Genomic DNA, 14172 nt, shown 5'->3' on the forward strand with positions numbered 1-14172 from the left:
GGCGCCATATCGATCCTCACGATCGCGCTGTCGGGCCACACGCCGCGGGTGCGGGCGCGTCGTAGCTTCTCCCGCAACGGCAGGTCGCGGTGCACGTTGGTGACGCCGGGGATCTTCAGCAGCGGCACGATGTTCCATTGCCATCCGTATCGCCGGTGCAGCGCTCGGTTGGCCTGTTCGGCGTCCTCACCGCCCAGGACAGTGGCCCGGCCGGTCAGCCAGGTGGTGCCGGTGATTCGTCCCTTGTAGTCGCAGACCACCAGTTCGACATCGGGCCGCACCGCGAGTCTGCGGGTCTTCGGGCCGATCTTGGTGCGGAAGAATGCCGTTCGGCCGTCGAGCACGAACCAGATCGGGGTGTCGACAGCGGTTCCGTCGCGGCGAAAACTGCGCAGCAACGCGTAATGGGAGCGACTCAAGGTCTCCAGTGTGGTGTCGGTGTGTGGCATGTAGCCAGTCAACGACTTAGAGTTGACTCTAAGTCAAGCTCGGTGAGGAGGGCAGATGGCCGCGACGCTGACCATCGGAGACGTCACGCAGCGGAGTGGGGTCGCTCAGACCGCGCTCCGCTACTACGAGCAGGTCGGGCTGTTGCCCGCCCCGCAGCGCCTGGGTGGGCAGCGTCGCTATCAGGAATCTGTCCTGATGCGTCTTGAGGTGATCAGGTTGTGCAAGGCTGCCGGCTTCTCGCTGACCGAGATCGGGCAACTGCTGCAGGATGACACCACGGGCCGGCCGGTGGCGCGTGAGCTGGCGCAGACCAAGCTTGCCGAGATCGACGCACAAATGGAGGCGCTGACCCAGGCGCGCGCCATCATCGAGTGGGGGATGCGGTGCACATGTCCGTCAATCGAGTTGTGCACGTGCGGGATTCACAACGAGCTACCGGCCTGACGCAGCAGCGGTCAGAACCGGTACCGCAGGATGCGCGCCTTACGGGCCGTCGCCTTGCTGAGGCCGGAGGCCCGCGTTGCGAGCCGCAGTGCACCGGGAAAGCGATCGACCTCCGGTTGGTGAGCGAGGCTGGACTCCTCGACGAGTCGCAGCCGCGGGTTCCAGGTTTCGGGATGGTGGGCATCCTTGAAACCCGGGTAGCCCCACTGACTTCCGACGTCCTTGAACATTTTGGCAGGAAAGAACTTCAGCGCGGCCCTGCTCATCCAGCCGATCCGGCCGTAGTCGTTGAACGCCAGCTCGCCGGAATCGAAGTGTTCGGTGATCGTCCGGAAGATGCCGGCGATCAACGGTTCGCTGAGGAATGCGAACAGTCCGTCGGCCACCAACATGGTGGGTCGATCGGAATGAATCGGGTCGGTCCAGTCCGGATCGGCCAACGACGCGGAGACAGTGTGTGCCTGGGGGAGTGAGGGCATCGCCCGATCGCGCAGCTCGCTGATCCCGGGTAGGTCGACGCTGTACCAATCGACCGTGGCCGGTGGTGCAACGCGGTGGACGCCGCTGTCGAGACCTCCGCCGAGATCGACCACGACGGCGTCGGGATGGTCGGCGACAAACGCACGGACCCGGTCGTCGAGCATCTTGGCGCGTAACGCCGACTGGCACACCACGCTGGTCTGCACCCCGAGGCCGGCGAAGTCGTAGTCGAGTCTGGCCACCGTCTCGTCGGCCATCGTGTCGCCGAGGATTGGGCGGGCCCACCGGTTGTCGAGAGCCCTGGCATACAGGGTCAGGAATGCGGTTTCCTCTACCGGCGTCAGGCCCGTCGTCGCAATACCCACACGCCCGACGGTACACCCGGTCGGCGGCTGAACAATTGGGCGAAAACGTTTACCGCCCTTGCGATCCAGCCTACGGTGGGAGCATGCGCAGCACGCATGTGAGCGTCTGGATCGAGGTTGCCGCGGACGCGGTGTACGCCTATGCCGCGGATCCGCGACAGATGGTCAACTGGGCGGCGGGCCTGGCCGAGGGTGGGTTGCGGCTCACGCCGCGAGGTTGGCTCGCGGACTCCCCGATGGGTGAGGTCACTGTCGAATTTGCTGCACCGAACGCACTGGGAGTGCTCGATCACGTGGTGCATCTGCCCTCGGGTGAGGCCGTCTACAACCCGATGCGGGTGGTACCGGCAGGCGGTGACGCAACGTCGTGCGAAGTCGTGTTCACGGTCCGGCAGCGGCCCGGGATGACCGACGAAGAGTTCGAGGCAGATGTGGCCGCGGTAGCCGCCGATCTAGAAACGCTGCGGCGGCTGCTGGAAGGTCATTGATCAGAGGGTGAAACGTGGCCGAGTCCCAGCCAGGCCACGATGGCGGCTGCAGCGGCCGAGAGCACTGCTGGGGCGGCGCTCATCGTCGCCACGCCGACCACCACCAAGACCAGGGCACCGATCGCCAGGGCGATCAGCTTGTACGTCGGCCAGGGCACCCCGGCGATGTCGACCTGATGATCGGCCCGGGAGGTGCCGCTACGAAAGTTCCCGGCGGTGGTCATGTATTGACGATAGCTCGTAACCATGATTTCGGGTAGCCGAAACCTTCGTTGAGGCTCACTTTATCGGTCCAGAATGCTCAACAACGGGCTTCCACCCGGTACTGGACCTCGGTTGGCCTGGTGGGACGGTCCGCGAACCAGCCGCGGGCCGTGCCGCTCATGTGGAATGTGGTGCCGTCGATGCCGGCATCGGCGGACGCCGCCACGTTGGCTGAACCGCCGGTGAAACCCGACATGTCGGTCAGGCGCATCACCTTCGGTTCGACTGTGGTGCCGGTCTGGATGATGGCGGTGAAGCCGGGCGCTTCCGGCTGAGTTTCGATGGTCCACAGCCAGGATCGTTGCGTGCACAGCACCGAGTAGGTCGTCGGCATCTCCTGGCCGTTGATGAATACGCGCGCCGTGGACGCATCTGCCGGGGTACCGGTGCCCGCCGAGCAGGCCGACGTTGCCAGCGCGCCGATCGTCAGGGTGTGCGCTACCGCCCGCCGCACCCGCTGCTGGATGTGCCGCATGAGGTTGTTTTCCCAGTTCGGAGGCCTCTCAACCGCATGCGCGGGATTTCTTCGATTTGGCGGCACAACTGGTGGGATTCCAGTGTGTCTCCCCACCCAACTGCAGTGAAACGCCTGGCCAGTGGCACCATTGAACGGTGACTGCCGATCTGAGCAAAGGCTCCCGAGTCTCCCCGCTGGCCGCGCCCCTGACCGCGGCCGACATCGACGAGGCCGCCAAGCGAATTTCCGGGGTGGTCACGCGCAGCCCGCTGCAGTTCAACGAGCGGCTATCGGAAGCCACCGGAGCCAACGTGTACCTCAAACGTGAGGACCTGCAGGCGGTGCGTTCCTACAAGGTGCGCGGGGCGTTCAACCTGATGGCGCAGCTCTCGCCCGAGGAGTTGGCCGCCGGCGTGGTGTGCTCCTCGGCAGGCAACCACGCGCAGGGCTTCGCAATGGCCTGCCGGTCGATGCGTACCCATGGCCGCGTCTACGTGCCGGCCAAAACCCCCAAGCAGAAGCAGGACCGGATCCGCTATCACGGCCGTGAGTTCATCGAGCTCATCGCAGTTGGTTCGACCTACGATCTGGCCGCCGCCGCAGCGCTCGAAGACGTCGCACGCACCGGGGCGACCCTCGTACCCCCGTACGACGACCTGCGCACGATGGCCGGACAGGGCACCATCGGCGCCGAGCTGCTCGACCAGCTCGACGACGAGCCGGACCTGGTGATCGTCCCCGTCGGTGGCGGCGGCTGTATCTCAGGCATCACCACGTATCTCGCCGAGCGCGCTTCGGAAACCTCGGTACTCGGTGTGGAGCCGGCGGGCGCGGCGTCGATGATCGCCGCCCTGGCCGCGGGCGAACCGGTGACCCTGGATCACGTCGATCAGTTCGTCGACGGCGCGGCCGTGGCGCGGGCCGGGGCGCTGCCTTACGCCGTGTTGGCCGCGGCCGGTGACATGGTCACCCTCACCACGGTGGACGAGGGCGCGGTGTGCACCGCGATGCTCGACCTGTACCAGAACGACGGAATCATTGCCGAGCCCGCGGGTGCGCTGTCGGTTGCGGCGCTGTTGGAGGCGGACATCGAGCCCGGTTCCACCGTGGTGTGCCTGATCTCCGGCGGAAACAACGACGTCTCCCGCTACATCGAGGTGGTGGAGCGCTCACTGGTGCACCTGGGCCTCAAGCACTACTTCCTGGTCGATTTCCCGCAGGAACCCGGCGCGCTGCGCCGATTCCTCGATGAGGTCCTCGGGCCCGGTGACGACATCACCCTGTTCGAGTACGTCAAGCGCAACAACCGCGAGACCGGCGAGGCGCTGTGCGGCGTCCAGTTGAGCGCGGCGACAGACCTCGAAGGCCTGCTGGCGCGTATGGAGGATTCCGATATCCACGTCGAGTTGCTCGAACCAGGGTCACCGACGTACCGGTACCTCACCTGAGAAACCCGGCCTGACGGCGGTGCACTCAGGCGCTGATTCCGGTCGCCTCGAAACCTGCGCTCACTGCGGCGACCTTCTCATCCCGGACGCTTTCGGGGTTTCCGCGGAAGAGGGACTTGGCCACCAGCTCAACGGCTCGGCGGCTGTCACTGAAGCCTGACGTTCGTGAAAGGTGAAGTGTCAGCGCGAGATAGAACAGAACCGCCACATCCTGCGGGGTGAAGAGATGGCCCTGGCCGTTCTTCGCGCTGATGACGTTGAACGCCGCCTTGTTGTGGATGCCACTGTTGGTGTGCACACCGCCGTTGTCCCGGGTCGTGTGTACGTAGTCGTGAACGTGCGCAGGCTGGCCGCGTCGGGCCGGATCACTCAGATCCCGCAGAGGCACCCCGGTGCCGTCGAGCTCCTCGCCCATCTCCCAGTTCCAGCTGTCGATGTCGGGTTTCTGGGCATTGGCGATGATTATCCCCATGATGTCCGAATAGGACTCGTTGAGTGCGCCGGACTCGTCCTTGTACTCGAGTCGGGCCGTGTTGTCGGTCAGTCCGTGCGTCATCTCATGGGCCACCACGTCCATGGCCACCGCGTACGACCGCAGCTCGCCGCCGACGCTGCGCTGGCCGTACACCATCTGGGTGCCGATCCAGGCGGCATTGCGCCACTGCTGGGGCGTCGGATCCTGGATGGACGTGCAGTTGATGGACGAGATGAACGGGCTGCCCTGGTTGTCGAGGCCGTTGCGCTGCAAGGTGTTCACCAGATAGTCGGCGACCTCCTGGGCGTTGGCGTGGGCGCTGATCGCGGCCGGGCTCCAAGGTGCCGGCGGATTGGAGATCGGCTCCGCACCCGGTAGCGAGCGGAACTGCGATTCGATCTTGCGGAACCCGAAATCGTAGGTCTCGATGCGCCGGGTGGGGTCCACCAGTCGCGTGTTGTGGTTCTCGTCCCGTTCGGCCCGGATGCGGCGAGTCTGGCCGAGGGCATCGGTGGAGTCCAGTTCTTCCAGTGTCCACGAAATCGTCTGGGTGCGAGGAAGTTTGGCGATCAGTTCACCGGAATGAGCGTCCACGACGTAGTCGAAGAGCTCCGGCAGCGTCTCCGGGTGACCGTCGGAGGTGCGTTTGCGGTGGCGCTGTACGTTCTTGGCGATGTACACCAAGTGCCAAACCCCGGGGTCCGAATTCTTGTCGAAGTAGAAGTAGAGCCGGGGTGGTTCCGACAGTGGCAATGCGTCTTTGCCTGCGTCCTTGACGATCACATCCTGGGCCCGCGCCGGCGATATGGTCGCGACTGCATCGACACCATCGGGATTGCCGATCGCCGAATTGACAGCCAGCATGTTGTTCGCGTCATCCAGCTCGATCGTGACCAGCGATCCGTATACGGGGATGCGTTGGCGGTATTGGGCGAACTTGACGACGGTCGAGTCGGTCAACGGAACGGACTCGGTGCCGAGGGCCAGGTACTCGGTCCCGGGTCCCGCGCTGCTGTCGGTGATCGACGGCACCTCGGGGCTGGCGATCATCTGGTTGAGGTAGCGGCGCGCAGCCGATTCCGGATCGAGCGTCGCCACGTCGACTGCCGGCGCTGCGCCGGGCACGACTGCTTCGTCATTGATGGCCTGCACTGCCGGGCCCTGGAACCTGTCTGCACTGTGCAACGCAAAACTCTCTAACCCGTTGTCGTTCATCAGTTCTCACATCTCCCGCATTGGTGGGTTGGGCTGTCTCGCTTCGGACCGCCGGATGTCAGCAGCGTGGCATGACCTGATCATGCGTCGAGCGCGACACCGTTGCGCGCGTAGTGCCCTACTCGAATTCGCGGCGATCAGGCGTTGCGGTGCCCACGTGGTGCCACGCGCTGTTCGCGTCGGCGCTGAACACAGGTAGTGATCTACGCGCGTTGGGTCATCTGGGCACTCGGTGCGCCGCTGGGCTGACAGCCCAGACGATGAGAGCGCAGGTGGCGAAGGCGGCGCCGAGGATGCTCGAGCCGGTCCATCCCGCAACCGAATACGCCGCGGTCGTGGCGGCCGCCCCGAGGGCCGAGCCGAGTGAATAGAAGAACATGTAGCCGCCGATAACGCTGCTGGTGCGGTGCGGATGGGCGGTGGTGAGCAGGTGCTGGTTGCTCACATGTACGGCCTGTACCGCGAAGTCGAGCACGATCACACCGACCACGATCAGCGCCAACGACCATGATGCGTGCCCGATGGCCAGCCAGGAGGCCGTCAGCAGCGCGAGCGCCCCGCCGGTGACGGCACGTGCGAAGCCGGCGTCAGCCCAGCGTCCCGCCCGGGCGGCGCCGAGTGCGCCGGCGAGACCGGCGATTCCGAAAAGCCCTATCTGAGCGGTACTGAGATGCCACGGAGCCGCGGCGAGTGGCAGTGCCAGGCCACTCCACAGTGTGCCGAAAGAGGCGAAGAGGAAGAACGCGATCAGCCCGCGTGAGATGAACAGGCGGTCACCGAACAGTTGGCCCAGTGACGCCAGAATATCGACGTAGGAGGCTGATTCGCGCCGCGGATCGGCCGGCAGGAGCCTCGGGGCGAGGCATGCCAGGGCGAGTAGCAGCACGGCCAGCCCGGCATAGACGCCGCGCCACCCCCACGCGGCGGCGAAAGCGCCTGCGGCCACCCGGGAACCGAGGATGCCGATGACAACCCCGGAGGTGACCGCGCCGAGGGTGCGGCCGCGTTGCTCGGGTGTGGACAGGGCGGCAGCGAAAGCCACCGTGGTCTGGACGACGACGGCGAACAGGCCGGCGACTGCCAGTCCGGCGAGCAGCTGCCAGGTTTGTGCGGCTGTCGCGGCCAGCGCCACACCCAGCGCGGCCAGTAGAAGGTGCCCGCTGATCAGATTACGGCGGTTCATCATGTCGCCGAAGGGGACGAGAAGGACCAATCCGACCAGATAGCCGAGTTGCCCGGCCGTGACGATCCACCCCAGATGCGCCTCCGGCACGCCGAGGTCGCTGCCGATCTGCGCGAGGACGGGCTGTGCCGCGTAGATCGTGGCCACAGCCACTGCGCACACGGTGGCGAAAAACACTCTGCGGCCGAAGGTCAGCTCCATCCACGCTCCTCTCAATGGTTGCATATTGCAACTATTTGGAGGCTACGGCAGAATGGTTTCATTCAGCAACTCTTTAGGGGGCGTGATGACCGAGTCGGTGCTGAGTACGGACGGCGTGACCTGGACGGATCCCACGTGTCCGGTCGCGCGCACGCTCGACCTGGTCGGAGACCGCTGGAGCCTGCTGATCGTCCGCGATGCCATGGACGGCGCGCGCGCATTCACCGACTTTCAGCAGCGCACCGGCATCGCGCGCAACATCCTCACCGACCGGCTGCGTCGACTGGTGGATCGCGGCATCCTCGACCGGCAGCCGGCAGCGTCGGGCCGGCGGCAGCTGTACACGCTCACGAAGGCCGGTCGTGATCTCTTCACCGTCGTGGTGGCGCTGCGTCAATGGGGTGAGCGGCACGCGTTCGCATCGGGCGAGTCGCACTCGATACTGGTGGACCGGCGCGGTGAGCAGGTTTCGGAGCTACGGCCGAAGAGCTCGCGTGGCGCCGTATTGGACCTCGACGGAACATCCGTGCAGAAGGACTACTGATCGCCCTCGCTGCGCAGGATCGCGAAGGAGTGCCCGGCCAATATCGTGGCGTCGGTGCAGACGTCAGGGTGATCCCAGGCCAGCAGCAGCTCGCCGGAGACCGGTACCGCTACTGGCTCGGTGCCCAGATTGCAGGCGATGGACACTGCGCCCCGATGTAGCACGATCCAGCGTTGGTCTTCGTCGAAGTCGATCGACAAGTGGTCGAGCCACGGATCGGCGAGGTCAGGTTCGCTGCCCCGCAATGCGATCAGCTCGCGATAGGTTCGGTGGAGTGCATCATGCTCGCCCTCGGTGACCTCGCTCCAGTTCAGTTTGGACCGTAGGAACGTCGCTGGGTCCTGTGGATCGGGGATCTCGTCGGCATCCCAGCCGTGTTCGGCGAACTCGGCCTTGCGTCCCTCGGCGGTGGCACGCGCCAGGTCCGGTTCGGGGTGCGAACTGAAGAACTGGAACGGCGAGGAGGATCCCCATTCCTCACCCATGAAAAGCATGGCGGTGTAAGGAGATCCGAGAGCCAGTGCGGCCTTGACCGCGAGCTGGCCGAAGGTCAGACGCTGCGAGGGCCGGTCGCCGACGGCGCGATTGCCGACCTGATCGTGGGTGAGGGTGTACGCCAGCAGGCGGGTGGCCGGAATGGTGGCCGTGTCCAACGGCCGACCGTGCCTGCGGTGGCGGAAAGACGAGTAGGTGCCGGCGTGGAAGTATCCGTGCTTCAACGTTTCTGCCAGTGTGGTCAGCGATCCGAAATCGGCGTAGTAGCCCTGCCGTTCGCCGGATACCGCAGTGTGGATGGCGTGGTGGATATCGTCGTCCCACTGAGCGGTCAAGCCGTACCCGCCGCGGTCCCGCGGGGTGATCAGCCGGGGATCGTTGAGGTCGCTTTCGGCGATCAGCGACAGCGGTCTGCCGAGTTCGTCGGCCAGGGCGTCGGTTTCGGCTGCCAGTTCCTCGAGCAGATGGATCGCGGTGTTGTCGACGAGTGCGTGCACCGCATCGAGACGCAGCCCGTCGGCGTGGAAATCGCGCATCCAGCGCAACGCGCACTCGATGATGTACGCACGGACCTCGTCGGCATCGGCATCGGACAGGTTGATCGAACTGCCCCACGGATTGTGGCCGGACGACAGGTACGGGCCGAACCTCGGAAGGTAATTGCCGGACGGTCCGAAGTGGTTGAACACCGCGTCGATCAGCACCCCGAGCCCACGTGCGTGGCACGCGTCGACGAGCCGGATGAGGCCGTCGGGACCGCCGTACGGTTCATGTACCGCGTACCACAGCACGCCGTCATAACCCCAGCCATGGGGACCGTTGAACGCGTTGACCGGCATCAGTTCCACGAAATCGACGCCGAGTTCCACCAGATGGTCGAGCTTGTCGATCGCGGCATCGAAAGTACCTTCGGGCGTGAAGGTTCCGGTGTGCAGTTCGTAGATCACCCCGCCGCAGATGGACCGGCCGGCCCAGGTGGCGTCTGTCCACGCATCGGGGGCCGGAGCCCACAGTTGCGAGCGGGCATGCACGCCGTCGGGCTGACGCGGTGACCGAGGGTCTGGCAAGACCTCGGGATTCTCGTCCAGGACGAACCCGTACCTGGCGTCGGTGCGGCAGGCGACCTCGGCGCGCCACCATCCGTCTCGGGAGCGCGCCATGTCGTGCAGCGTCCCGTCCACGTCGACACGCACCCGGTCCGGTATGGGCGCCCACACCGCGAATTCAGCCATCGGTGCGCTCCAGCAAGGCCACCGGAGAATCGGCGAGCAACTCGGTCAGCGGCACCGGTCCACCGGCCCAAGGGCGGCCACTGAGGCGATCCGTCCACCGGCCGGCGGGCAATGGCAATGCGGTGTCGGCCCAACCAGTTTCGGCGAGCGCCACGGTCCACCGGCTCACGGCCACCACGACATCTCCGCCGCGGCAGAAGGACAGCACGTGCCGCGCCGCGTGGCCGGTGGCAGACAATGGGACGTAGGACCCGGTGAGGAAGGATTCCGGACGCGTCCGGCGCAGCGCCAGCGCGGACTCGGTTACCCGCAGCTTCGCATCATCCCCACGCTCCAAGGCATCGCGCAGCGCAGGGTAGTCGACCGGACGCCGGTTGTCGGGATCGACCAGACTGTCCTCGGTGGTCTCGGTGCCCTGGTATACGTCGGGAATTCCGGGTGCCGTCAACTGGACCAGTTTCTGGCCCAGACTGTCGTTTCGGGCGTGCACGTGCAGCCGACTGACCAGCGCGGTCAGTTCGGCTGCGACCGGCCCGTGGAGCACTCGATCCAGCCAGTGGTGTACCTCGTCCTCGAAGTCGCGGGCCGGGTCGTGCCAGGAGGTGCGGGTGGCGGCCTCGCGGATCGCCTTCTCGGCGTAGCTGTGCAGCCGGATGCGGAGCTCGTCGGTAACCTCGCCGCTGACCGGCCAGACGCCGAAGATGTTCTGCCACAGGAATAACGCGGTGGCTTGGTCCGGGGGAGCGGTCAGGTTGTTCCACCGGTCGACGGAGTCCGCCCACGTGTCCGGTACCTGGGACAGCAGCCCGATGCGGGCGCGGGCGTCCTCGCCGCGTTTGGTGTCGTGGGTCGACAGCGTGGTCATCGTCGACGGCCAGGTGCGCATGCGCGTCGACGCCCGTTGGTGGAACTCGGCTGTCGTGACCCCGAACAACTCGGGTGCGCCACCGACCTCGTTGAGTGAGACCAGTCGGGCGTCGCGGTAGAACAGGCAGTCCTCGACCGCTTTCGCGGTCGCGGCCCCGCACAGCTGATTGAACCGGGTCACCACCTCCACGCTGCTCGACATCGCCACCGAGATGGTGGACAACGCGTCGGCGAGTTCCGGTGTGGTGCACGCGGTTTCCTGCAGCGCCACCGGGAGGATCGTGCCCAGTGCCGGATAGTCACTTCGGTACACGCCGATCCGGCTGATCAGTGCTGTGACGGCTCCGGGAAGCCGAGGGTCCTGCTGGGCGGTCACCGCCGTGATGGATCGGCACAGCCGGCCCAACTCGCTGGCCAGGGTTTCGGTGACCGCCGCGGTCTTGAGCATGAGTTCGGCGTCGAGATCCGGGCGGCCGCTCACGGCGCTCAGCCTGGTTTCCCCGACGGGGGCGATGAACAGACCACCGACCTCGCGCAGTGCGTCATATCCGGTGGTGCCGTCGACAGGCAGTGACGCGTCGAGGGACTCGTCGGCGGCCAGGATCTTCTCCACCACGATCCAGGCGTCGGGGCCGGTGAGCTCACGCAACCAGCGCAGATAGCCTGCAGGGTCGGACAATCCGTCGGGATGATCGATGCGTAGGCCGTCCACGAGCCCCTCATCGAACCAGCGTTTGATCTCGACATGGCTGGCGTCGAAAACGGCCCGGTCCTCCTGACGCAGCGCGGCCAGCGACGTGATCGAGAAGAAGCGACGATAGCCGCAGATCCCGCTGCGCCAACCGGTCAGCCGGTAGTTCTGGCGGTCATGCACCTGGCTGCCCGTGCCTGTGCCGGTTCCCGGTGCGATGGGGAAGACCAGATCGCCCAGGCGCAGCACGTCCCCCTCGACCACGAGATCGGCCACGTCGTCGTCGGAACCCAGGACCGGCAACACAACCCGGCCGCCGTCGAGATCCCAGTCGATGTCGAAGTACTCGGCGTATGCCGACGCTCGGCCGTACCGCAGCAGATCCCACCACCAGCGGTTCTGCTCGGGGTGAGCGACCCCGAGGTGGTTGGGAACGATGTCGACAACAAGCCCCATACCCCGGGACCGTGCGGCCTCCGAGAGCCGCCGCAGACCCTCCGGCCCGCCGAGGGCCGCCGATACCGTGGTGGGATCGGTGACGTCGTACCCGTGCGTGGATCCGTGTGCGGCGGTCAGGATCGGGGACAGGTAAAGGTGAGACACCCCGAGGCGATCGAGATAGTCGAGGAGGTTCACGGCGTCATCGAAGGTGCAGCAATCACCACGCATCTGGAGCCGATACGTGGAAAGAACCGGGCGACGCATGTCAGGCCGTCTTGCGCAACACGAGCAGTGACCGGGCCTGCAGCGAGATCTTCTCGCCCGCGGCCACGACCAGTTCGGAGGTTCCGGTCGGGTCGGCCGTGTCGAGGTCGGCCGTCCACTCCTTGGCGTAGTCGCCGTTCGGCGTGACGAAATCCTGCTCGTGGTCGTTGGCGTTGAAACACAACAGGAATGAATCGTCGACCACCCGCTCGCCCCGGGCGTTGGGAGCCTCGATCGCGTCGCCGTTGAGGAACACAGCGACACACGTGCCCAGGCCCGTGCCCCAATCCTCCGGCGTCATCTCGGTACCCGACGGGGTCAGCCAGGCGATGTCGCGAACCTGATCGCCGCTGCGGATCGGTTTGCCGTCGAAGAACCGGCGCCGCCGGAACACGGGGTGGCGCTTACGGAATGCCAGCACCTTGCGCGTGAATTCCAACTGGTCGGCGTTGGTCTCCAACCGCGACCAGTCCATCCAGGACAACTCGGAGTCCTGGCAGTACACGTTGTTGTTGCCCAGCTGGGTTCGGCCGATCTCGTCGCCGTGGGCGATCATCGGGGTCCCCTGGGACAGCATCAGGGTGCCGGTGATGTTACGCATCTGCTTGGTACGCAGGGCCAGGATCTCCGGATCGTCGGTCGGCCCCTCGACACCACAGTTCCAGGACCGGTTGTGGCTCTCGCCGTCTCGGTTGTCCTCACCGTTGGCCTCGTTGTGCTTCTCGTTGTAGGACACGAGGTCGTTGAGGGTGAATCCGTCGTGGCAAGTGACGAAGTTGATGCTGGCGCCGGGGCGGCGTCCGGTGGCCTCGTACAGATCCGAGGAACCGGTCAGCCTGGAGGCGAACTCGCCCAGGGTCGCAGGCTCGCCCCGCCAGTAATCGCGCACAGTATCGCGGTATTTCCCATTCCATTCGGTCCACAAACCTGGGAAATTGCCGACCTGGTAGCCACCTTCACCGATGTCCCACGGCTCGGCGATCAACTTCACCTGGCTGACGACAGGGTCCTGCTGGACCAGGTCGAAGAACGCCGAAAGCCGGTCCACATCATAGAATTCGCGCGCCAGAGTGGAGGCCAGGTCGAACCGGAACCCGTCGACATGCATCTCCAGGACCCAGTACCGCAACGAGTCCATGATCAGCTGCAGGGTGTGCGGGTGCCGGGCGTTGAGGCTGTTGCCGGTTCCGGTGAAGTCCTTGTAGTACTCGGGTTGGCCGTCGAGCAGTCGATAGTAAGCGGCATTGTCGATCCCGCGAAAATTGATGGTCGGACCGAGGTGGTTGCCCTCGGCCGTGTGGTTGTAGACCACGTCCAGGATCACCTCGATACCCGCATCGTGGAACGCCTTGACCATGGTCTTGAACTCGGCCACCGCACCGCCGGCGTGCCGCGTGGCCGCGTACTGGAAATGCGGGGCGAAGAAGCCGACCGTGTTGTAGCCCCAGTAGTTTCGCAGTCCGAGGTCCAGCAGTCGGTGGTCGTGCATGAACTGGTGCACCGGCATCAACTCGATCGCGGTGATGTTCAGCGACTGCAGGTACTCGATGACAACCGGGTGGCTCAGCCCCGCGTATGTGCCCCGGAGCTCTTCGGGGATACCGGGGTGGGTCTGGGTCATCCCCTTGACGTGTGCCTCGTAGATCACCGTGTCGTGGTACGGCGTCTTGGGTGCCCGGTCGGAGCCCCATTGGAAGAACGGGTTGATCACCACGCTGCTCATGGTGTGGCCCAGAGAGTCGACCTGGGGCGGGGTGCCGGTGCCGGGTGGTTCGGCGGTCAGGTCATAGGAGAACAGGGCCTGGCTGAAGTCGAAGTCGCCGTGAAACGACTTGCCGTAGGGGTCCAGCAGCAGCTTGCTGGGGTCGCACCGGTGTCCGGTGCCGGGATCCCACGGGCCGTACACGCGGTATCCGTAACGCTGACCGGGTGTGACCGTGGGCAGGTAGGCGTGCCAGACGTAGCCGTCGACCTCTTCGAGGTTGATCCGGTGTTCGGTGCCATCCTTGGCGATCAGGCACAGCTCGACGCGTTCGGCGACCTCTGAGAACAGCGAGAAGTTGGTTCCGGCGCCGTCGTAGGTGGCGCCGAGCGGGTAGGCCTCACCCGGCCAGACCGTCGACATCGGCGTCGGGATCGGCGGAGGCGTTGGTGACGATGACGTCATG

Annotated in this window: 12 protein-coding genes and 1 pseudogene; 4 read left to right on the forward strand and 9 right to left on the reverse strand. The window is 65.7% G+C overall.

Annotation, left to right across the window (positions count from 1 at the left end):
- Positions 1–2 precede the first annotated feature (2 nt).
- A pseudogene (locus ACZYZF_RS12035) lies at positions 3–449 on the reverse strand (PPOX class F420-dependent oxidoreductase); the annotation flags it as partial.
- 55 nt (positions 450–504) lie between these two features.
- On the opposite strand from ACZYZF_RS12035, the gene ACZYZF_RS12040 reads away from it, so the two are divergent.
- Entirely contained in the window at positions 505–894 is a 390-nt protein-coding gene (locus ACZYZF_RS12040) for a MerR family transcriptional regulator (protein WP_463745875.1), read from the forward strand.
- Positions 895–905: 11 nt separating this feature from the next.
- On the opposite strand, the gene ACZYZF_RS12045 is transcribed toward ACZYZF_RS12040, so the two are convergent.
- A complete protein-coding gene (locus ACZYZF_RS12045) occupies positions 906–1739 on the reverse strand; it encodes a class I SAM-dependent methyltransferase (RefSeq protein ID WP_463745876.1) in 834 nt (277 codons plus the stop codon).
- An 83-nt stretch (positions 1740–1822) separates the two neighbouring features.
- Here ACZYZF_RS12045 and ACZYZF_RS12050 point away from each other — a divergent pair, with 83 nt between their 5' ends.
- Positions 1823–2227, forward strand: coding sequence for an SRPBCC family protein (locus ACZYZF_RS12050; protein WP_463835803.1), 405 nt, complete (start codon positions 1823–1825; stop codon positions 2225–2227).
- Here the strand turns inward: ACZYZF_RS12050 and ACZYZF_RS12055 are convergent.
- Both ACZYZF_RS12055 and ACZYZF_RS12060 read right to left on the reverse strand, forming a co-directional pair.
- Positions 2221–2451, reverse strand: a complete 231-nt coding sequence (locus ACZYZF_RS12055) for a hypothetical protein (protein ID WP_463745877.1) — start codon at positions 2449–2451, stop codon at positions 2221–2223. The two genes, ACZYZF_RS12050 and ACZYZF_RS12055, sit on opposite strands and share 7 nt — an antisense overlap.
- Positions 2452–2528: 77 nt before the next feature.
- Positions 2529–2966: a lipoprotein LpqH gene (locus ACZYZF_RS12060; protein ID WP_463745878.1), complete on the reverse strand. Its 438-nt coding sequence runs from the start codon at positions 2964–2966 to the stop codon at positions 2529–2531.
- A 149-nt stretch (positions 2967–3115) separates the two neighbouring features.
- On the opposite strand from ACZYZF_RS12060, the gene ilvA reads away from it, so the two are divergent.
- Entirely contained in the window at positions 3116–4396 is a 1281-nt protein-coding gene (ilvA, locus tag ACZYZF_RS12065; protein WP_463745992.1) for a threonine ammonia-lyase IlvA, read from the forward strand.
- Between the two features lie 25 nt (positions 4397–4421).
- On the opposite strand, the gene ACZYZF_RS12070 is transcribed toward ilvA, so the two are convergent.
- A complete protein-coding gene (locus ACZYZF_RS12070) occupies positions 4422–6056 on the reverse strand; it encodes a M4 family metallopeptidase (RefSeq protein ID WP_463835805.1) in 1635 nt (544 codons plus the stop codon).
- 247 nt (positions 6057–6303) lie between these two features.
- Entirely contained in the window at positions 6304–7470 is a 1167-nt protein-coding gene (locus ACZYZF_RS12075) for an MFS transporter (RefSeq protein WP_463745880.1), read from the reverse strand.
- An 85-nt stretch (positions 7471–7555) separates the two neighbouring features.
- Between ACZYZF_RS12075 and ACZYZF_RS12080 the strand changes: the two genes are divergently transcribed.
- Complete coding sequence (locus ACZYZF_RS12080) at positions 7556–8014, forward strand: winged helix-turn-helix transcriptional regulator (RefSeq protein WP_463745881.1); 459 nt, start codon at positions 7556–7558, stop codon at positions 8012–8014.
- On the opposite strand, the gene treZ is transcribed toward ACZYZF_RS12080, so the two are convergent.
- The 3 genes from treZ to glgX are packed head-to-tail and all read right to left on the reverse strand — an operon-like array spanning position 8008 to position 14171.
- Positions 8008–9741 (reverse strand): malto-oligosyltrehalose trehalohydrolase, encoded by a 1734-nt coding sequence (treZ, locus tag ACZYZF_RS12085; protein ID WP_463745882.1) that lies wholly within the window; start codon positions 9739–9741, stop codon positions 8008–8010. The genes ACZYZF_RS12080 and treZ overlap by 7 nt on opposite strands.
- Positions 9734–12004, reverse strand: a complete 2271-nt coding sequence (treY, locus tag ACZYZF_RS12090) for a malto-oligosyltrehalose synthase (protein ID WP_463745883.1) — start codon at positions 12002–12004, stop codon at positions 9734–9736. The genes treZ and treY overlap by 8 nt, the downstream gene beginning before the upstream one ends.
- 1 nt (position 12005) lies before the next feature.
- On the reverse strand, positions 12006–14171 hold the full coding sequence (gene glgX / locus ACZYZF_RS12095) for a glycogen debranching protein GlgX (RefSeq protein ID WP_463745884.1): 2166 nt from the start codon (positions 14169–14171) through the stop codon (positions 12006–12008).
- Position 14172 lies beyond the last annotated feature (1 nt).

The organism is Mycobacterium sp. IDUB_24 (genome assembly GCF_055419385.1).